The organism is Acinetobacter sp. ANC_7504, assembly GCF_056779995.1.
In genome coordinates this window covers 269,063-289,062 of record NZ_JBWYIZ010000001.1, presented here as the reverse complement: position 1 = coordinate 289,062, position 20,000 = coordinate 269,063, and the positions used below count along the sequence as shown (strand labels likewise).

17 protein-coding genes are annotated in these 20,000 nt (G+C 39.2%); 6 read left to right on the top strand and 11 right to left on the bottom strand.

Annotated features, from left to right (window positions below; translation table 11 throughout):
- Nucleotides 1–2 precede the first annotated feature (2 nt).
- The 3 genes from AC1M9F_RS01390 to clpB all read right to left on the bottom strand — a co-directional run bounded on the left by AC1M9F_RS01390 (nt 3) and on the right by clpB (nt 5,143).
- Nucleotides 3–1,526: a GH3 family acyl-acid amido synthetase gene (locus tag AC1M9F_RS01390; protein WP_481596862.1), complete on the bottom strand. Its 1,524-nt coding sequence runs from the start codon at nt 1,524–1,526 to the stop codon at nt 3–5.
- On the bottom strand, nt 1,526–2,362 hold the full coding sequence (locus AC1M9F_RS01385; RefSeq protein WP_481588431.1) for a hypothetical protein: 837 nt from the start codon (nt 2,360–2,362) through the stop codon (nt 1,526–1,528). Before AC1M9F_RS01385 ends, AC1M9F_RS01390 begins: the two co-directional genes overlap by 1 nt.
- A gap of 204 nt (nt 2,363–2,566) precedes the next feature.
- The gene (gene clpB, locus AC1M9F_RS01380; RefSeq protein WP_481595509.1) at nt 2,567–5,143 is read right to left on the bottom strand and encodes an ATP-dependent chaperone ClpB; all 2,577 of its coding nucleotides are present in this window, start codon (nt 5,141–5,143) and stop codon (nt 2,567–2,569) included.
- Nucleotides 5,144–5,585: 442 nt separating this feature from the next.
- On the opposite strand from clpB, the gene AC1M9F_RS01375 reads away from it, so the two are divergent.
- Entirely contained in the window at nt 5,586–6,074 is a 489-nt protein-coding gene (locus tag AC1M9F_RS01375) for a rhodanese-like domain-containing protein (protein ID WP_481596861.1), read from the top strand.
- Between the two features lie 64 nt (nt 6,075–6,138).
- On the opposite strand, the gene AC1M9F_RS01370 is transcribed toward AC1M9F_RS01375, so the two are convergent.
- Nucleotides 6,139–6,564, bottom strand: coding sequence for an OsmC family protein (locus AC1M9F_RS01370; protein WP_180027588.1), 426 nt, complete (start codon nt 6,562–6,564; stop codon nt 6,139–6,141).
- 149 nt (nt 6,565–6,713) lie between these two features.
- On the opposite strand from AC1M9F_RS01370, the gene crp reads away from it, so the two are divergent.
- Nucleotides 6,714–7,427 (top strand): cAMP-activated global transcriptional regulator CRP, encoded by a 714-nt coding sequence (gene crp / locus AC1M9F_RS01365; protein WP_035265881.1) that lies wholly within the window; start codon nt 6,714–6,716, stop codon nt 7,425–7,427.
- Between the two features lie 159 nt (nt 7,428–7,586).
- A complete protein-coding gene (locus tag AC1M9F_RS01360; RefSeq protein WP_481596860.1) occupies nt 7,587–8,636 on the top strand; it encodes an NADP(H)-dependent aldo-keto reductase in 1,050 nt (349 codons plus the stop codon).
- Nucleotides 8,637–8,752: 116 nt separating this feature from the next.
- Here AC1M9F_RS01360 and AC1M9F_RS01355 read toward each other — a convergent pair whose 3' ends face one another.
- From AC1M9F_RS01355 to gap, 5 genes are all read right to left on the bottom strand, one after another.
- Nucleotides 8,753–9,529: a M48 family metallopeptidase gene (locus AC1M9F_RS01355; protein ID WP_035265878.1), complete on the bottom strand. Its 777-nt coding sequence runs from the start codon at nt 9,527–9,529 to the stop codon at nt 8,753–8,755.
- 102 nt (nt 9,530–9,631) lie between these two features.
- Nucleotides 9,632–9,940 (bottom strand): hypothetical protein, encoded by a 309-nt coding sequence (locus tag AC1M9F_RS01350; RefSeq protein ID WP_180027584.1) that lies wholly within the window; start codon nt 9,938–9,940, stop codon nt 9,632–9,634.
- A gap of 137 nt (nt 9,941–10,077) precedes the next feature.
- Nucleotides 10,078–11,397 (bottom strand): adenylosuccinate synthase, encoded by a 1,320-nt coding sequence (locus AC1M9F_RS01345; RefSeq protein ID WP_035265875.1) that lies wholly within the window; start codon nt 11,395–11,397, stop codon nt 10,078–10,080.
- A gap of 70 nt (nt 11,398–11,467) precedes the next feature.
- Entirely contained in the window at nt 11,468–12,634 is a 1,167-nt protein-coding gene (locus tag AC1M9F_RS01340; RefSeq protein ID WP_035265874.1) for an ATP phosphoribosyltransferase regulatory subunit, read from the bottom strand.
- A 227-nt stretch (nt 12,635–12,861) separates the two neighbouring features.
- Nucleotides 12,862–13,893, bottom strand: coding sequence for a type I glyceraldehyde-3-phosphate dehydrogenase (gene gap, locus AC1M9F_RS01335; RefSeq protein WP_481596859.1), 1,032 nt, complete (start codon nt 13,891–13,893; stop codon nt 12,862–12,864).
- Nucleotides 13,894–14,261: 368 nt separating this feature from the next.
- On the opposite strand from gap, the gene alaS reads away from it, so the two are divergent.
- The 3 genes from alaS to csrA all read left to right on the top strand — a co-directional run bounded on the left by alaS (nt 14,262) and on the right by csrA (nt 18,800).
- Complete coding sequence (gene alaS, locus AC1M9F_RS01330; RefSeq protein ID WP_481596858.1) at nt 14,262–16,955, top strand: alanine--tRNA ligase; 2,694 nt, start codon at nt 14,262–14,264, stop codon at nt 16,953–16,955.
- A gap of 65 nt (nt 16,956–17,020) precedes the next feature.
- Nucleotides 17,021–18,301: an aspartate kinase gene (locus AC1M9F_RS01325; protein WP_092766113.1), complete on the top strand. Its 1,281-nt coding sequence runs from the start codon at nt 17,021–17,023 to the stop codon at nt 18,299–18,301.
- Between the two features lie 244 nt (nt 18,302–18,545).
- Nucleotides 18,546–18,800 (top strand): carbon storage regulator CsrA, encoded by a 255-nt coding sequence (gene csrA / locus AC1M9F_RS01320; protein WP_035265869.1) that lies wholly within the window; start codon nt 18,546–18,548, stop codon nt 18,798–18,800.
- A 66-nt stretch (nt 18,801–18,866) separates the two neighbouring features.
- Here the strand turns inward: csrA and rnhB are convergent, their stop codons facing one another.
- Nucleotides 18,867–19,433 (bottom strand): ribonuclease HII, encoded by a 567-nt coding sequence (gene rnhB, locus AC1M9F_RS01315; RefSeq protein ID WP_481597115.1) that lies wholly within the window; start codon nt 19,431–19,433, stop codon nt 18,867–18,869.
- Between the two features lie 66 nt (nt 19,434–19,499).
- Entirely contained in the window at nt 19,500–19,880 is a 381-nt protein-coding gene (locus AC1M9F_RS01310; protein ID WP_180027580.1) for a hypothetical protein, read from the bottom strand.
- Nucleotides 19,881–20,000 lie beyond the last annotated feature (120 nt).

Sequence of the window (20,000 nt, the reverse complement as noted above, 5' to 3'; positions counted from 1 at the left end):
TCTTAAATAAATTTCATTTTCTTCAACGGTTCTGGCTTGATATTCCCCTCAATCATGCCATTGCGCATTGCGATTGTCTTATATTCATGCCATGCATCTTCCAAATGCATCACGCGTGCTTCATCTAATTGCCCTAAATTACGTGCCAACTCATAGTGAAAATTTTGTTTTAGCAATTGATCTAACTGTTGATCGGACGGCTGCCCACTCACACTACCCTCAGAAAGCAAAACATAATAAGGTTTCGATTCAGTCTGTTCTATTCCGAGTAAACTAATGGGTAAAAAACCGTTTTGTTTAAATGTATCGATCACACGCAAAGCAACAGATTGATCAATCTTTTCTCCGACCAAATCAACTGTCATCTTTCGACCAAGAAATTTAAAGCACGGAATGCCCTGATAAAAAGAATCAACCAATAATTCATCATCAATAATGTAGCGTTTTAGGCCAGAACCTGTCGTAATAATCGGACTCACGATTTGACCTGGCTTAAGCTGCCAAGCAGGGTAAATTTGCTGAGTATCTAAATCTTGAAACTCATAAAAATGAGCTTGATACATCAAGGGATAATGATCATCTAAAGGTATAGTCACTACGCCTTCAGTGGCCCAAAGCCCTTTACCTTCAAAATTTACACCCTTAATTTTGGTTTTTAAAATTTGTGCCCAGTGCTGTGCGCTTGCGGTATCCCAAGATGAAATTAAAAATAGCTTTGGCCACAATTTTTTCCAACAAGTCGGATCTTCCAAATCTAATCGTTCTAGAATCTGGCTACGTTTTACTGATTTTTTGATTTTTAAAAAATCTAAACTTTGACGACTCCACTGACCAGTCGATAAAACCTCAACGATTTCACTCTTATTTTCTTGGATAATTTCGATCAGTTGCAGTGCAAAAGTTGGGCTCCACACTGAAATCATGCCGAGATTTTCATCTCTGACTAAATATACAGCCGTAGCGAACATCGCATCTTCAGCAGTTTCTGCCAAAGCAATGTCAGCAGGCACGGCCTGCGTAATTTGAGTTAAAATTCGTTTTGAAAAAGAAAGTAAGGCACTATCATCATTTAAATTATGAGTGGTCGTCAGTTGACGCTGGCTTTCAGGCAACCAAGATACAGACCAATAGTGTGTTGTACGTTTTAGTTCAGGATAACGACGATATAAACTCGTGAGCCATAAACCAATCGCCTGATCTATTTCACCTAAAAATTGTTGGGTATATGGAATAAATTTGAGTGCTTCACTTGAACCACTTGTAGGCTGGAATCGGATAATTTTACTTTTATTAAGTAAATTTACGCCTTGATTACGTGATGCTTCAACTTTCTGCTTCCAATCAGCATAACGTGTTACTGGAAAATGTTGAGCAAACGACTCATATTCCATCTTTGGATCATCACATATAACTTTTAATTTATCACGCTGAACTTTTTCCAATTGATCAGCGTATTGATAAAAGTCTTTAAATGATTTTTTACAGGCCAAATTTAAAACTTGATGAGCTGCAAATATCACAGACATTAGGCCACCTTAGAATCTTGATCTTGATCTTTGGTTTGAGCCGATTTAGATAATTTATCTTTATTCAGATTCGACTTATTTTTTTTGAGCGATGATTTTTTCACAAACCTTACCGCTGTTTGCAAAATATCAACCCAACGCAGCTCACCAATACACGGTAATTCAGTACCTTGAACCCAAGATGGATTGCATTCCTCAAAAAACTCAATTTTACGATTTTTCTGGCGCATTTCTTCTGTTATTGGGGCCACATCAGGTTTCAGACACTGATAGTTTTCTCCAAAATCAATCAGCTTTGATTCATCATCATAGTATTCTGCAAAATACTCACGACAATACGCTTCAACATAATCTTTTAAATATTCATCTTTATTTTCTGGATTTGGATAATAGTGATAATAATTATTTGCAAGAAGTAAGTAGGTCTTAAAGCCCTTTGAGATCAGCATCCAATAGATCGGTACACCCGTATGACGTAATTTGAAGGTCATTACATAACGAAACATCGCACGTTGTAATGCTCGACTACCCCAATACGCCTCCTCAATAATGGTATCACCACTAAAAAAAGCATGGGCAGTTTTACCATTCACGGTAAAATTTCGCTCCATTACAGTTGAGAAACCCACTAAAAAATCTTTTTTGGGTTCTCGAATGATAAACACACCAGTCTTTTCCAGAAGGTCTCTTTCAAAAATTTCAAAGACTGTATTTGAATAATAGTTACTGTAAATATTGAACATCTTTTCAATATCACGGGGTTTTAAATCTTTTACCTTAACAAACTCACTATAAGGTTCTTTTTTTAATTTTCGGAGTCGTTTTAATTCTAGCATATTGATCCCATTAAGCTAAACAATGAATTCCTTTTGTGAATCAATAAACAAATTAAACATTTATTCACAAAAATATTGAGTGCAATCTTATACTTAATAGATTTGAGTAGCAATTTTATTAAAAAATAAATTTATTATTTTTAAATCACTTAAATGAAAAAAAACCTGAACGAATTCAGGTTTTCTAAGTTTGTTTATTAAATTCTAATTTAATTTAAGTTTACTAAAACTCAAATTTCCATCAGTGCTTTGTATAACAATTGTATCTCCTGGCAAAAATTCTCCCGCCAAGATTTTTTGAGCCAATGTATTTTCAACCTTTTGTTGAATAGCACGTTTAAGTGGTCGAGCCCCATAGATTGGGTCATATCCTGCCTCAATTAATTCATCGAAAGCAGTGTCATCTACAGTCAAACTTAAATCACGATCAGCCAAACGAGCACGTAAGCGATCTAACTGAATATCCGCGATACCTCGAATCTGCGATTTTTTCAGTGCATGGAAGATTACAAGCTCATCAATTCGGTTAATAAACTCTGGTCTAAAATGCTCAGAAACAGCAGCCATCACAACACTGCGTACATCTTGTTCCGTCGCCATGTCACCTAATTCGCGCACTTCATTTGAACCTAAGTTTGAAGTCATGACGATCACGGTATTTTTAAAATCCACCACACGCCCTTGCGAATCAGTCAAGCGACCATCGTCAAGTACCTGAAGCAGAATATTAAATACATCTGGATGAGCCTTCTCTACTTCATCAAATAACACCACGCTATAAGGCTTACGGCGTACTGCTTCAGTTAGCACACCACCCTCTTCATAACCAACATAACCAGGAGGTGCTCCCACCAAACGACTAACAGAATGTTTCTCCATAAATTCAGACATATCGATACGGATCATGGCATCGTCACTGTCAAATAAGAAGTTTGCTAAAGCTTTAGTTAACTCAGTTTTACCGACACCTGTTGGACCTAAAAATAAGAATGAACCACTTGGGCGATTTGGATCTGAAAGTCCAGCACGTGAGCGTCGTACAGCATTAGAAACTGCAACTACCGCTTCATCTTGGCCTACGACGCGGTTATGTAAAAATGTTTCCATACTGAGTAATTTTTCACGCTCACCCTGTAGCATTTTTGCTACAGGAATTCCTGTTGCAGCACTTACAACTTCGGCAATTTCATTGTCCGTCACTTTATTACGCAATAATTTAGGTTCAACTTTCTCTTCAGATGCTTCTTCACTGAGTCGTTTCTCCAAATCAGGAATTACTCCATATTGAAGTCGTGCCATTTCAGCTAGATCATTTTCACGTTGTGCCTTTTGCATCGCAATACGTGCTTGATCAAGCTCAGCCTGAGTTTGTTGATCGCCTTGCACTAAACGCTTTTCAGAAATCCACACTTCTTCAAGATCGCTGTATTCCTTCTCCACTTCAGCAATTTGTTTTTCTAAGTGTGAAACTTCAGCTTTACTTCCTGCATCTTCATCTTTTTTTACAGCCTCAAGCTGTAATTTTAATTGAATAAGACGACGCTCTAATTTATCTAGAGACTCAGGTTTTGAATCTAGCTCCATCTTAATTCGAGATGCTGCCTCATCAATTAGATCAATCGCTTTATCTGGTAGTTGACGATCTGTAATGTATCGATGTGACATTTTAGCTGCAGCAATGATGGCAGAATCTAAGATTTTAACACCATGATGTACTTCATAGCGCTCTTTTAATCCACGTAAAATCGCAATCGTGTCTTCAACACTAGGCTCATCAACCAATACTTTTTGGAAACGACGTTCAAGTGCTGCATCTTTTTCAATGAATTGTCGATATTCATCTAATGTTGTAGCACCTACACAACGTAATTCTCCACGTGCTAAAGCAGGCTTCAACATGTTACCTGCATCCATTGCACCGTCGCCTTTACCTGCACCGACTAGAGTGTGCAACTCATCGATAAAGAGGATAATTTCACCATCATGTTTAGCAAGATCTTTTAATACAGCTTTTAAGCGCTCTTCAAATTCACCACGATATTTTGCACCAGCTAAAAGCGATCCAAGATCAAGTGATAAGACACGTTTATTTTTTAAACTTTCAGGCACTTCTCCATTAACGATACGCTGTGCTAAACCCTCAACAATGGCAGTTTTACCAACACCCGGCTCACCAATCAAAACAGGATTATTTTTTGTACGGCGTGATAAAACTTGGACTGTTCGACGAATTTCATCATCTCGCCCAATCACTGGATCAAGCTTGCCAGAAAGTGCTCGCTCAGTGAGATCAATGGTGTATTTGTTTAATGAATCACGTTGATCTTCATGATTGTTACTCATGACTTTTTCATCACCTCGAACTTTAGTTATCGCCGCTTTTAAACCTGCGGATTGAACACCAACCGCATTTAAAATAGTTTTGGTTGCACCTGTTTCTGCTAAACCAAGTAACACCCAATCTGTTGAAAGAAACTCATCACCCGATTTTTGTGCATAACTATCTGCCAAGTTAAGCGCTTTAACCGCATCTGGACTGAGATTGATATCCCCAGTTGGATGGGCAAGTGTTGGTGCATCAGCAAGCGCCTGTTGCAACTTTGTGCTCAATTCTCGTAAATTCGCCCCTGCCTGCTGCAACAAACTCATATTTGATGGCTCTTCAAGCAGTGTCGATAGTATATGGATGCCTTCAATCGCTGTATGATCCTTGCCCATTGCTAAAGATTGCGCATCAGATAAGGCTTGCTGTAAGCGATTTGTAAATTTTTCAAAACGCATTATTATTTTCCTCACAACAAATTTGGTACTTGCTTAGTTAATGGGTGAGAAGCGTCATATTTCAAGTCGGTTTTTTAATTATTTTCTTAAATTTCAATTATTTAAAAAATAAAGATAGATTATAATTATAATATTTGTGCTGCTCATACATTTTTCAATACCACTTCACAATTTTTTCATGGTGATTATGATATTTATCTACTATTCACTACATATGACAAAGAAAATATATTCTCAGTAAACGGTCATTATTGTTCTCAAATCATCACATAGGAGTACGCCGAACTTATATCGACCTAATCGGTACATGTTGTGCAAAATCATTCAATATGAATTTATAAGATAAACAATTAATTTTATATTTATTTAAAGAATATAGATAAAACTTATAATAATCACCGTTTTCCATAAACGGATGATTTAATCATTCAGGCATACTTACATGAATCATTTTATAAATCTCTCAGAAAATAAAGTCCATCAAGATAAAATTAAATTTATTTTATCTGAAGCACAAAAAAATGTAGAAGATCATACACTCCTTTTTGCAGGTTCTTTAAAACCCCAAGATGCGTGGCTTTTGTTCCAATCCCAACAAGCGATCATTATTGATGTCAGAACACATGAAGAGCGAAAATTCGTAGGTTATGTCGAACATTCAGAACATATTCCTTGGCTGACAGGCATCTCACTTGAACGTAACCCAGAGTTTTTAGAGAAGTTACAATCTTTTGTTAATGTATATGATATCATTTTGCTCATGTGCCGTAGTGGAAAGCGCTCCGCGGCGGCAGCGAGTGTGGCGTATAATGCTGGTTTCACAAACGTATATAATATCGATCAAGGTTTTGAAGGTGATTTAGATCCCAACTCCCATCGTGGTACTTACAATGGCTGGCGATTTCACAATCTGCCATGGGTACAAGAGTAAAATTGATTCGCTCAACTTACATAAAAAAAGCAACCTTAAGGTTGCTTTTTTCAACTCGATAAAATCAAGCTTCGGCTTCAATGATTTCAAAATCATGTGTAATTTCAACACCGCCATCTGAAAGCATTTTACTTGCTGAGCAATATTTTTCTGCAGATAGCTCAACCGCTTTAGCAACTTGCTTTTCTTTAACTGCTTTTCCTGTAACCACAAAATGCAAATGTATCTTCGTGAAAACCGCAGGAATTGTGTCTGCCCTCTCGGCTTTCAACTGACATTGAACACCCATCACATCTTGTCTAGATTTTTTTAATATGGTCACAATATCAAACGAAGCACACCCACCAAGCCCCATTAATATAAGTTCCATCGGACGTGGACCACGGTTTTCACCACCGTAAGCTTCAGCACCATCCATGATAATTTGGTGACCGCTTTCAGATTTTGCTTCAAAAGCAACATTCTCTAACCAATGTACGCTAGTATGCATTGCAACTACCTAAAAAAAACTATAAATTTACTTAGGACTGTACACTAGCATATATTGAGCTGATAAGGAATTTCACCTCTTATGCTTCACGTGGCAAGTTTATTTAGGTCTAAAGATCTAGTTACTATCCAAATCGGAATTTAAAAAGCATGACTTCTAATTTTTCACAACTTAGTACAGATGCTTTGTCGCCAGGTCAATTACCTGAATCTGTCAAAGCTTTGCTCAAGCGTGCGCACATCAATAGATTTCCAAAACGAACTTCAATTATTGATGCGGGCTCAGAGTCGAAATCTCTGTATCTAATTTTAAAAGGGTCGGTTTCAATTATTTTACGTGAAGATGATGAACGTGAAATTGTGGTAGCCTATTTAAACCCAGGGGACTTTTTTGGAGAGATGGGATTATTTGAAAGTAATCCTCAGCGTACTGCAGAAGTACGTACACGTGATGTATGTGAGATTGCTGAAATTTCATATGCTAACTTCCATGAAGTAAGTAAGCAGTATCCAGATCTTAGCTATGCGGTGTTCGCACAGCTCGTTCGTCGCTTAAAAAATACAACTCGAAAAGTAACTGACCTAGCATTTATTGATGTATCGGGTCGTATTGCACGTTGTTTAATCGACTTGTCAGCTCAACCTGAAGCAATGATTCTTCCAAATGGACGCCAAATTCGTATTACTCGTCAAGAAATTGGTCGTATTGTAGGTTGTTCACGTGAAATGGTTGGTCGTGTTCTTAAAACACTTGAAGAACAAGGCATGATTGAAACTGATGGTAAAGCTATCTTAATTTTTGATTCATCATTAGAAGCAGTAAATTCTGTTGAAGAAGACTTTGACAACAATGATGATGAATAAATTTTAATCTGATCTACATTCAAAAAAGCAAATCTGACGATTTGCTTTTTTATTGCCTTTTTTCTGAAAACTTTCGAATTTATTTTTCATACGTTTTGAATCTTAGATTAGGTATGATTTAAATATATCAACTTAAAAAATACAGCAAGGATGTTGAGCATGAAATTTAATCGACTTGGGCAAACAGATATACACGTTCCCGAAATTTGTTTAGGAACAATGACCTTTGGTGAGCAAAATAGCCAGTCCGAGGCTTTCCAACAACTGGAATATGCACTCGAGCGGGGGTTAAATTTTTGGGATACTGCAGAGATGTACCCAGTACCACCTAAAGTCGAAACTCAAGGCGCGACGGAAGAAATTATCGGCAATTGGATTCAGCAGCGCGGCCAACGTGATCAACTTTTTCTTGCTTCAAAAATTGCAGGTCCAGGCCAAGGTGGTAGCAATATTAGAGGCGGCACAACTCGCTATACTGCCAGCGACATCAGCTCAGCCTTAGACTCAAATCTTAGACGCTTAAAAACTGACTATATTGATCTTTATCAGCTGCATTGGCCTCAACGCCCAACCAATATGTTTGGTCAATTGGGTTATACCAATCACCATGCTCACAGTACACTAGATATCACACCACTCGAGGAAACCTTATCTGCCCTTCAAGCGGAAATTAATAGAGGTAGAATTCGTTATATCGGACTCTCCAATGAGACACCATGGGGAACCATGAAATTTCTACATTTAGCTGAAAAGTTAGGGCTGTCTAAATTTGTTTCTGTACAAAACCCCTATAACTTATTAAATCGTACCTTTGAAATCGGCATGTCGGAGATTGCTAAATTTGAAGGCATCGGTTTACTGGCCTATTCACCGCTCGCTTTTGGCTATTTAACAGGAAAATTTAGACATGGTGCGAGACCTGCAAATGCCAGAGTCACCTTATACTCTAGATTTGTGCGTTATAGTAATCCTGAAAGTGAATGGGCAACTGAACAATACGCCCTCTTAGCAGAAAAACATGGACTGACATTAACGCAATTGGCGTTAGCTTTCATTAAGCAGCAGTTCTTCGTGACCAGCACAATCATTGGTGCAACCGATTTAAATCAACTCAAAGAAAATATTGATGCTTTTAATGTGTCATTGTCAGAAGAAATACTTCAGGAAATTGAGATCATCCATAAACAACAGCCAAATCCAGCACCTTAAGTGTCTAATAAATTCGATTTCAATACATTTGAATCAAAGCCATACTGTGATAACAATTTACTAAGTGGTGAATATAAAAAAAGGATGCTAACGCATCCTTTTTTAGCTTTATTCTTTTAACGGCGACTTTGGTTATAAATCGCTTGAGCTGCAGGTAAGTTTTTACGCATCGCCTCAATTCGTTGAGCATTTGAAGGGTGTGTTGATAAGAAAGATGCATTGCCGCCATTACTTGCTTTAGCCATCTTTTCCCATAATGTAATCGCTGCTTGTGGGTTATACCCAGCTCGAGCCATTAACATTAATCCGCCCTGATCAGCACGGCTCTCCAAGTTACGTGAATAAGGCAACCCTACACCCAGTTGAGAACCAATTTGTGCAACTGCTGCGCCACCTTGACCTACCCCAGCTGCACTTAAACCAACACCTAAAGCCAAGTCAGTTAAAGCTTGAGCACCCAATTTACTTTTTGCATGCTCTTCTAAAGCATGGATCATTTCATGTCCCATGATGGCCGCAATTTCAGCATCTGTTAAATTTAAACGTTCCACAATACCTGTATAAAAAACAACTTTACCACCCGGCATGACAGAAGCATTTAATTCACTTGATTTAATTACAGATACCTGCCATTGGAATGGCTGACCCGTTTGATTCATTTGATCAGCATATGGACGCAAACGATTGTAGACATTGGTAATACGCTTATAGGTATTTGAGCTTGTATCCAATAAGCCCTTGCTGCGAGCTGTATCAATGGCTTGCGAGTAACTTTGTGCAGCAGCTGCATTTAATGTCGCTGAGTCCGCACCCGCCATATCCGCAAATGTTGTACACCCTGAAATCGAGATCACCGCAGATGCTGTAAGACCGAGCAATAATTTGTTCTTCATTATAATGTTCCAATCTACTTGAAAGTACTTGTTCATAATTATAGACAAACTCAGCTAAGCTTAATATCTCATTTTTCTTCACTTTTTTATTTGTTATGTAATTTAGTAAACAAATTGATAGCTGATCCAAAAGACCAAACAAAAAATATTAAGCACGAGATAGGTTTGACTCCACGGTTTTAAACGAGTTTCAAGCTTCTCATCTTTACGTTTAAAAAATAAATAGGTGTTCTGAATTAAAATAATAGGGACCAATATGCAAGCGATCATAATCGACAGCCCAATAAAGACTTGGTAAACCACATCTTCGGCTACTGTTTGAGATCGAATTATCATCATCGCAATCGTGGGTGCCCCCCCCATTGCAAATAACAACGAATAAAACATTGTTCCAGAAATATTTTTATGCATCCTGCACACTCTATTATTTTATACATTCGATTTTAACAATCTCTAAGATTCAGCACAGCCAATTTTTATACAACTTTGGTCGTTGTTTAGATCAAAAAAAGCCCTGTGATATCACAGGGCTTTTTTAAAACTTTTAATTAAGCTTCAAACGGGTGACGAAGAATAATCGTTTCATCACGGTCTGGACCAGTTGATACGATGTCGATTGGACATTCGATTAACTGTTCAAGTCGCTTAATATAGTTGATTGCTGCTTCTGGCAATTGGTCTAAAGATTTAGCACCAAAAGTAGACTCAGTCCAACCAGGCATTGTTTCGTAAATTGGTTTTAAAGTTTCAAATGCAAGTGCATCAGAAGAACCTACGCAGCCCGAATCTGCAGCTTCATAACCTACACAGATTTTGATTTCTTCTAAACCATCAAGAACGTCAAGTTTAGTCAAGCAAATACCCGAAAGTGAGTTTACTTCTACTGAACGACGAAGGATTTCAGCATCGAACCAACCACAGCGACGTTGGCGACCAGTAGATGCGCCAAATTCTGAACCTACAGTACCAAGGTGCTTACCAATTGCATCACCAACATCGTTTGCAGCATCATAAACCAACTCAGTTGGGAATGGACCTGCACCTACGCGAGTTGTATAAGCTTTGGTAATACCCAATACATAGTCAAGGTGTAATGGACCAAGACCAGAACCAGAACTCACACCACCAGCAGTCGTATTTGAAGATGTTACGTATGGATAAGTACCATGGTCAACATCAAGAAGTGAGCCTTGAGCACCTTCAAACATGATGTTGTCACCATTCTTACGATATTTATGCAATTCGCCAGTAACATCAACAACCAGTGGAGCAACAACTTCACGCCATTGATCACATAACGCAAGCACGTCTTCAAGCTTAACCGCTTCTACACCGTAGAATTGTGTTAATTGGAAGTTATGGTATTCAAGTAACTCTTCAAGCAATGCTTTAAGATGATCACCACCACGCACTAAATCAGCGACACGAACCGCACGACGTGCAACTTTATCCTCATACGCTGGACCAATACCACGACCTGTTGTACCAATCTTGGCATTCCCACGTTTTTTCTCACGTGCTTGGTCTAATGCAATATGGTTTGGCAAAATTAATGGACAGTTTGGAGAAATACGTAAACGTTCTTTAACTGGCACACCTTGCTCTTCAAGAATCGTCATCTCTTTGATTAACGCTTCAGGAGAAAGCACTACACCGTTACCAATTAAGCAAAGTACGTTTTCACGTAAAATACCAGATGGAATGAGGTGTAAAACAGTTTTCTTACCACCTACGACGAGAGTATGACCTGCATTGTGTCCACCTTGATAGCGAACAACTGCAGCCGCTTGATCTGTGAGCAGGTCAACGATTTTACCTTTACCTTCGTCGCCCCATTGGGTACCAAGTACCACAACATTCTTGCCCATAATAGCCTCATTGCATCATGCTGTTAAAATTGAAGAACATGATTTGAAATTTAGTATTCAAATCAGGTGATTAAATCTGTTCGAGTTTCCACTCACCCGCTTGATTCACCAACTGGTGAGTCGCGTTAGGTACTGAATTCAACTCATCTTGACCAAGCAACTGCACAACGCTTTTACCTTGATCACGTAATCCTTGAATTGCTTTGACTAGGTCAGCATTATTGCCCTTAGGTGCAACGATCACTTCCAATGCTTTAAATTGACCAGCGCTTAAAGCGTATAAGTCACATGAAAAGCCAGTTGCTGGACGTGCACGACCAAAATGCTCACCAATACCATCATAACGTCCACCTTGAGCTAATGGCGCAGCACGATTTGGTGCATACACTGCATACATTAAGCCAGTGTGATAGTGATATGAACGAAGCTCTACTACATCGATACCAATATGCAGATTTGGCCAACGTTGCTGAATCGCATCTTGTGTGCTTTGAACTGCATTAAATGCTTCTTGGAATGCCGAATCTTCTAAGATTTCTTGGCTTAAATGTGATTTTAAAGCGACTAAATCACTTGCATAACGACCAAGCGAATAAAAATCAGATCCGAATTTAAGTTGTTGCGTATATTCAGCAAGTTCTGGCAATGCTTTACGCTGATATAAATCAGATAGATGCGACTCTGTAGCTTTGTTCAATCCTGCATGTTTAACTAAGCTACGGAATAGACCAACGTGTCCAATATCTAAATGGATCGCCTCAGTTACACCTGTATTTTTTAATAATTCCAACATAACATCGATCATTTCGACGTCAGCATCGATACTGTCTGAACCAAACAACTCAGCACCGAGCTGTAAAGGCGCACGTGTGGTATTGAAACCTTGTGGTTTGGTATGAAGTACCGTTCCAGCGTAACAATAGCGTGCAACACCTTCAACTGGATACACGTGTGCATCAATACGCGCCACCTGAGGCGTCATATCTGCACGCACACCAAGTAAACGACCTGAAAGTTGATCGATTACTTTAAATGTGGCTAAGTCTAAATCTTGATTCGATTCTGAAAGAGAAGATAGAGATTCGATGTATTCAATAAATGGCGTGTACACCAATTGATAACCTCGAGCTGCGAGGAAATCTAACGCGGTACGACGCAAAGTTTCAATAACTTGCGCTTGCTCTGGTAATACATCAGCTACACCATCAGGTAATAACCATGTCTCTGAAATGGGCATGTTGTAAACCTAAATTCTGTCAGCGCGGAACAAATCCGCATAAAAAAATCGGGAACACACCCGATTTCTCCTAGTCTATCACGATCAACCCCCATGTGCATCAGACTTTTAAATAATTAAATCGGAATTTTAGATTATTCATAAGCTTCTATTGGTAATTCTGAACGCACTAGCAGTTGATCTATGTTATAGACTTAAGCCTTTATAAAAGACACAGCATTTCAGTTTCATGACTGATCTGGAAATGAATGACATAAATCCAGTAAACGATTGGTATATCCCCATTCATTATCATACCAAGCATAGACTTTAGCTTGCTTCCCGACCACCATGGTTTGAGTTAAATCAACAATGAGTGAAAACGGAGAATGATTAAAGTCAGATGATACTAAAGGCTCATCTGTTACCGACATAATTTCCGAAAATCGCTCTCGTGCTGCTGAAATTAACGCTTCATTTAACTGATGGTCTGTAATTGGCTGTTGCGCTATAAATGTCAAATCAATAGCTGCCACATTAATGGTAGGAACACGAATTGAGTAACCGTCTATTCGCCCTTCCATTTTTGGCATAACACGTTTGATTGCACCTAGAGCAGATGAAGTCGTTGGAATAATGTTTTGCCCAGATGCCCTCGCACGACGTAAATCGCGGTGAACATGATCTAAAACGGATTGATCCGCTGTAACAGCATGAATTTCTGTCATTAACGCACTTTCTATACCAAAGGCATCGTCAATAATTTTGACAAGAGGAACCAATGCTTGTGTCGTACATGAAACACTCGAAATAATCTGATCCGTAGTTTTAACCTCTGTATGATTTACCCCGTACACAATTGCAGCATCAACCGTATCAAAAGGTGCAGCCCCAATTATCACACGTTGAGCACCAGCATTGAGATGACGTGTCGCTTCTGCTCGAGATCTAAATAAACCAGTACACTCTAAAACAACATCAACGTTTAAACGCTTCCATGGTAGTTGATCAGGTTCTGTTTGACAGTGGACTTCAATAGTTAATTTTTTTTGATAGGCATGAATATTGAGAAATACTTGCTCTGCAACATAGCTCAACTCCACTTCCCCATGAAATCTTCCATGTGTGGTGTCATATTTAAATAAATGAATTAAAGTTTCTACATCAGCCACATCATTAATCGCAACGATTTCAAAATTGAATTGTTTTGGATTTTCAAACCAAGCTCTTAAAACATTTCGCCCGATTCGTCCAAATCCATTAATTGCGATACGCTGCATATGTAACCTTCAACTCTTTAATACAAGTTCTTGAAAGCTCTATGTTAAAGTATTTCTAAAATATTCAGTAATAAATAATGGTCTTATGACTACTCAATATTTTTGATTGATCTTCGTGCGAGATACACTGCTTAAGCATTTGAAAATGATCTCAACACCAATAATGATTAAAATTTCACCTAAAATCAGAATTAAAGAGAATTGTCATTAAAACACTTTAAAATCATTGGTACAGGTGGCAAATTCCGTTATAATTTGGCGTTTTTAAACTTTTAGCCCGGTATGCTGGGGTGAATTTTTTTGTGAATTCGCACTTTATTTCCCAGACATATTATTTGCCAATACAGAATTAATGGAGTGACTTGGTTGTGAGTACTCGTTTTATGACATCAGCTGAAATTCGTGAAGCATTTTTGCGTTACTTTGAATCGCAAGGCCACACACGTGTCGCGTCGAGTTCTCTAGTTCCTGCCAACGACCCAACTTTGCTCTTTACAAATGCTGGTATGAACCAGTTCAAAGATTGCTTCTTAGGCCTAGAAAAACGAGATTATGTACGTGCAGTGTCATCACAAAAATGTGTTCGTGCTGGCGGTAAACATAACGACTTAGATAACGTGGGCTACACAGCTCGTCACCATACGTTTTTTGAAATGTTAGGTAACTTCTCTTTCGGAGATTACTTTAAACGTGACGCGATTAAATTCGCTTGGGATTTCTTAACCAATGAAAAATGGTTAGGTCTACCTAAAGACAAATTATATGCAACGGTTTATCACACTGATGATGAAGCATTCGACATCTGGAACAAAGAAATCGGTTTAGATGAGTCTCGCATTATCCGTATCGGCGACAACAAAGGTGGTCAATACGCTTCAGATAACTTCTGGGCAATGGGCGATACAGGTCCTTGTGGTCCATGTTCTGAAATTTTCTATGACCATGGCGATCACATTTGGGGCGGCTTACCAGGCACACCTGAAGAAGATGGCGACCGCTTCATCGAAATTTGGAACAACGTATTCATGCAGTTTAACCGTACTGCTGATGGCGTACTCCATCCGCTTCCTGCTCCGTCTGTCGATACAGGTATGGGCTTAGAGCGTATTTCTGCTGTTTTACAACACGTCAACTCAAACTACGAAATTGATCTATTCCAACACCTATTAAAAGCTGCAGCTGAAATTATTGGTTTAGATACTGCTGAACTTGAAGCGCAAGCGCAAGCGGAAGGCAAACCAGTTGAATACCCAGCATCTCTTAAAGTCGTTGCCGACCATGCACGCTCGTGCTCATTCCTAATCGCTGATGGCGTAAACCCATCAAATGAAGGGCGTGGCTACGTTCTACGTCGTATCATCCGTCGTGCAGTTCGTCATGGTAACAAGTTGGGTGCGACAGGTTCATTCTTCCACAAAATGTTAAAGCCTTTAATTGAGGTGATGGGCGCTGCCTATCCTGAACTTGAAGCACAACAAGCGCGTATCGAAGCGCAACTTTTAAAAGAAGAAGAGCAATTTGCTAAAACCTTAGAACAAGGTTTGAAATTGCTTGAGGGCGAACTTGCTAACTTAAAAGGTTCTGTAATTCCAGGCGAAGTAGTATTCAAACTTTACGACACGTACGGCTTCCCAACTGACTTAACGGCTGACATCGCACGTGAACGTGATTTAACGATTGACGAAGCTGGTTTTGAAAAAGAAATGGCTGCTCAACGTCAACGTGCACGTGATGCGGGTAAATTCGCAGTCGACTACAACAGCGTTGTAAAAGTTGAAGGCGAAACTCAGTTTGACGGCTACGATGCAACTGCTGGTGAGGGTCAAATCATCGCAATCTATAAGGATGGCGAACAAGTTGATGAAGTCGTTGAAGGTGATGAAGCTTTAATCGTTCTAAACCAAACACCTTTCTATGCAGAAAGCGGTGGTCAAATTGGTGATACAGGTATCTTTAAAAACGATACAGGTATTTTCGAAGTTCAAGACACGAAAAAATCTGGTGGTGCGTTCGTTCACCAAGGTATCGTGACCATGGGTAACTTTAAAGTTACTCAAAATGTAGAAGCAACAGTTAAAGCAGACATTCGTGCAGCAACAGCACGTAACCACTCTGCGACTCACCTTCTACATGCTGCACTTCGTCAAATCTTGGGTTCACATGTTCAACAAAAAGGTTCATTGGTTGCTTCTGACGTGTTACGTTTCGACTTTGCCAATGATCAACCCGTGACATTTGAACAGATTCAAGAAATTGAACGTCTGGTAAATGCTGAAGTGATTGCCAATACGCCTGTAACAACCGAACTCCTTGACATCGAATCTGCAAAAGCTAAAGGCGCGATGATGTTGTTTGGTGAGAAATATGGCGAAGAAGTTCGCGTACTTTCTATGGGTTCAATCATTGAAGAGAAAAACTTCTCGATCGAACTTTGTGGCGGTATTCACGTAAAACGTACAGGTGACATTGGTCTGTTCAAAATCACTTCTGAAGGCGGTGTTGCTGCAGGTGTACGTCGTATTGAAGCAGTTACAGGTACGAAAGCAATTGAGGTGGCTCAAAAAGCTGATCGAGACATCAACACGATTAATGGCTTATTGAAAGCACAAAAAGATCAAACGATTGAGAAAGTTGAAGCCTTAGCGGACACAGCATCAAGCTTACAAAAGCAAATCGATCAATTGAATCAAAAACTTGCACATTTACAGGCGGCTGAACTACTTAGCCAAGTTAAGGAAATTGCAGGTCGCAAAACGTTAATCACGACTGTTCAAGGTATGGATGCGAAATCACTTCGCAATCTACACGACGGCGTGAAATCAAAATTAGAAAATGCTGTGATTGTCCTTGCAGGTGTAGAGGGTGACAAGGTGAGCTTGATCGCATCTGTAGCTAAAGACTTCACAGCTTCTATAAAAGCAGGTGACATCATCAAACACTTAGCAACTGAGCTAGGTGGTAAAGGTGGTGGTAAGCCTGATTTGGCACAAGGTGGCGCGCCACTTAACGAGAAGTTTGCTTCTGTCATGGCAGAATTAACTGCTTGGCTAGCTGCAAAATAAAACTTCACCTTTTGTGTAACTGACCTTGAACAACTCTTCAAGGTCATGGTTTATATGGAACAACTATGGCATTAATCGTTCAAAAATATGGCGGTACTTCAATGGGTACTCCTGAGCGCATTTTAAATGTTGCTCGTCGTGTAAAGCGTTGGCATGATCACGGCCACAAGGTTGTGGTTGTTGTATCAGCAATGAGTGGTGAAACTAATCGCCTACTCGCTTTAGCGAAAGCCATTACCGACACCCCTGACCCACGAGAATTAGACCAAATGGTTTCAACGGGTGAACAGGTAACGATTTCAATGTTAGCAATGGCACTGAACTCTATCGGTGTGGAAGCGAAATCTTTGACTGGACGCCAAGTTGGTATTAAAACTGACAGCTCATTCACAAAAGCACGTATTGAATCAATTGATACAGATGTCATGACTGAACAATTAGATGCTGGTCGTGTCATCGTTGTTGCAGGTTTCCAAGGTTTTGATGCTAATGGAAACACAACAACTTTGGGTCGTGGTGGTTCTGATACTTCTGGTGTTGCATTAGCAGCTGCACTCAAAGCGGATGAATGCCAAATTTATACAGATGTGGATGGTGTATATACAACAGATCCACGTGTTGCACCAAAAGCGAAGAAAGTTGATCGTATTTCTTTTGAAGAAATGCTTGAAATGGCTTCTCTTGGTTCTAAAGTTTTACAGATACGTTCTGTTGAGTTCGCGGGTAAATATCAAGTCCCTTTACGCGTACTCTCTAGCTTCGACAATGAAAATGATGGCGCATTTGACGAAGAATTTAAAAACAACGTCGGAACACTTATCACTACTGAATTGGAAGACAACATGGAACAGCCAATTATCTCTGGTATCGCATTTAACCGTGACGAAGCTAAATTAACTATCTTAGGTGTGCCTGATCTTCCTGGTATTGCATCTAAAATTTTAAAACCGATTGGTGATGCTAATATCGAAGTGGATATGATCATCCAAAACGTTGAAGAAGATGGTACAACTGACTTCACATTCACAGTCAATCGTGGCGAACTTGCTAAAGCTAAAAAAATTCTTGAAGAAACTGCTCAAGCAATCGGTGCTCGTGAAGTTGCAACACGTGATGATATTGTAAAAGTATCTATCGTAGGTGTTGGTATGCGCTCTCATGCTGGTGTTGCAAGTAAAATGTTTACAGCACTTGCTGATGAAGGCATCAATATCCTGATGATTTCAACTTCTGAAATCAAAATCTCTGTTATTATTGAAGAAAATTATTTAGAGCTTGCTGTTCGCTCACTTCACACTGCGTTTGGTCTTGACCGCGAACATGGTGAGTCTAGCGCACGTGCTTAATTTTCTGCCATGAGTTAGCAGAAACAATGCATACTTGATGAAGAAATATTCAGAGCCACTATAGTTTTTCCTATAGTGGCTCTGTTATATTAGGTCTAGAGGTTTATGGGATAATTTCAATAGTCCTGTGCGAATGGTTAAATTCGTCACATTTATCTATTAAAATATTTCGTGGTGCCGAGGTTGTTATTTTCACTTTTTGAAAAAACTATCGCAGGTTTAGCGTTTAAGCAAGGAGATAAACATGCTGATTCTCACCCGTCGTGTTGGTGAAACATTAATGATTGGGGATCAAGTCAGTGTCACTGTACTTGGTGTAAAAGGTAACCAAGTGCGAATTGGTGTGAATGCGCCTAAAGAAGTATCTGTACATCGTGAAGAAATCTATCAACGAATTCAGCATGAACGTGCGATGCATGAGCACTTGCAACATCTTGACCAAGATTACCAACCTTCTTACGAAGAAGAGAATTACACTCAAAATGATTTCAATCGTTGATTAGAAATGATTTTGTGACTAAAGCGGCTAAATTTAGCCGCTTTAAATTTTTGGTGTTTAAGCTTTTTAAAGTCCCAATGATTTGCGTACTGGACCAAAGCTACGCCTGTGCTCTTCAACCACGCCAAACTGTGCAATAGCTTCAAAATGAGCTTTGGTCGGGTAGCCTTTATGTTTTGCAAAACCAAACTGAGGATATTTAGCATCAAGTTCTAACATTTGATGATCACGTGTCACCTTAGCCAGGATACTGGCAGCAGAAATTTCTGGATGTAATGCATCTCCTCCAACTATAGCATCACAACTCATACTCAATCCTTGGGGAATTTTATTACCATCAACCAATACATGTTGTGGTTGCACAGTCAATTGTTCAACGGCACGACGCATTGCCAACAACGAAGCATTCAATATATTGAGTTCATCAATTTCGTGATGACTCGCTTCAGCGATAGCCCAAGCTAGTGCTTTTTCTTTGATCTCTATAAATAATTTTTCACGTTTCTTTTCACTGAGTTTTTTAGAATCATTTAACCCAAGAATCGGATTGTTAGGATCCAAAATTACAGCAGCCGCAACGACCGATCCCACCAGCGGACCGCGCCCTGCTTCATCAGCACCAGCAATCAACATCATTTTCCTAATTTATCCTTAAAAAAATAGGCCGATCATAATCAGCCTATTCATGTATCTTTGAAATTAACGTACAGCTTCAGCTACACATTCATTAATAGTTTTAGTCACGATATTGCTGACGATTGTTGCACGTGCTGTTGGATCAATCGCTGCTGTAGCCAAATCAACCGTAGTTACGCTTTGCGGAGCCTTTTCACTTACACATCCACAAATTTCACCTTGGATATTTTCTTTCTGCTCTGCAGTCATTAATTTCGTTGCAGTTTTCCAAGCAGAAATATTGTTCAATTCAGTTGTGCATTTTGCATTGATCGCAATTTTAAGTGCAGCCGAACCTAACTGTTGAGTAGTATTTGCGGCAGGTGATGATGTCCCTGTTGTACCTGTAGCACAAGCACCGAGTACTAATGTCATTGGTGCAAGTAAAGCAATTAATTTTTTCACAGTGTTGTCCTTATGATCTTACGAATTGAGCTATTTTGCCTAATGTAACATCATGAAGAAATAGATTTTTTGTATTTACCGACTATATGTTCAGTTATAAGTCGCATTCCGTTGCATATT

Coding starts and splice junctions, on each gene's coding strand:
- AC1M9F_RS01390 (WP_481596862.1), bottom strand. CDS start 1,526: ATGTCTGTGATATTTGCAGCTCATCAAGTTTTAAATTTGGCCTGTAAA.
- AC1M9F_RS01385 (WP_481588431.1), bottom strand. CDS start 2,362: ATGCTAGAATTAAAACGACTCCGAAAATTAAAAAAAGAACCTTATAGT.
- clpB (WP_481595509.1), bottom strand. CDS start 5,143: ATGCGTTTTGAAAAATTTACAAATCGCTTACAGCAAGCCTTATCTGAT.
- AC1M9F_RS01375 (WP_481596861.1), top strand. CDS start 5,586: ATGAATCATTTTATAAATCTCTCAGAAAATAAAGTCCATCAAGATAAA.
- AC1M9F_RS01370 (WP_180027588.1), bottom strand. CDS start 6,564: ATGCATACTAGCGTACATTGGTTAGAGAATGTTGCTTTTGAAGCAAAA.
- crp (WP_035265881.1), top strand. CDS start 6,714: ATGACTTCTAATTTTTCACAACTTAGTACAGATGCTTTGTCGCCAGGT.
- AC1M9F_RS01360 (WP_481596860.1), top strand. CDS start 7,587: ATGAAATTTAATCGACTTGGGCAAACAGATATACACGTTCCCGAAATT.
- AC1M9F_RS01355 (WP_035265878.1), bottom strand. CDS start 9,529: ATGAAGAACAAATTATTGCTCGGTCTTACAGCATCTGCGGTGATCTCG.
- AC1M9F_RS01350 (WP_180027584.1), bottom strand. CDS start 9,940: ATGCATAAAAATATTTCTGGAACAATGTTTTATTCGTTGTTATTTGCA.
- AC1M9F_RS01345 (WP_035265875.1), bottom strand. CDS start 11,397: ATGGGCAAGAATGTTGTGGTACTTGGTACCCAATGGGGCGACGAAGGT.
- AC1M9F_RS01340 (WP_035265874.1), bottom strand. CDS start 12,634: ATGCCCATTTCAGAGACATGGTTATTACCTGATGGTGTAGCTGATGTA.
- gap (WP_481596859.1), bottom strand. CDS start 13,893: ATGCAGCGTATCGCAATTAATGGATTTGGACGAATCGGGCGAAATGTT.
- AC1M9F_RS01325 (WP_092766113.1), top strand. CDS start 17,021: ATGGCATTAATCGTTCAAAAATATGGCGGTACTTCAATGGGTACTCCT.
- csrA (WP_035265869.1), top strand. CDS start 18,546: ATGCTGATTCTCACCCGTCGTGTTGGTGAAACATTAATGATTGGGGAT.
- rnhB (WP_481597115.1), bottom strand. CDS start 19,433: ATGTTGATTGCTGGTGCTGATGAAGCAGGGCGCGGTCCGCTGGTGGGA.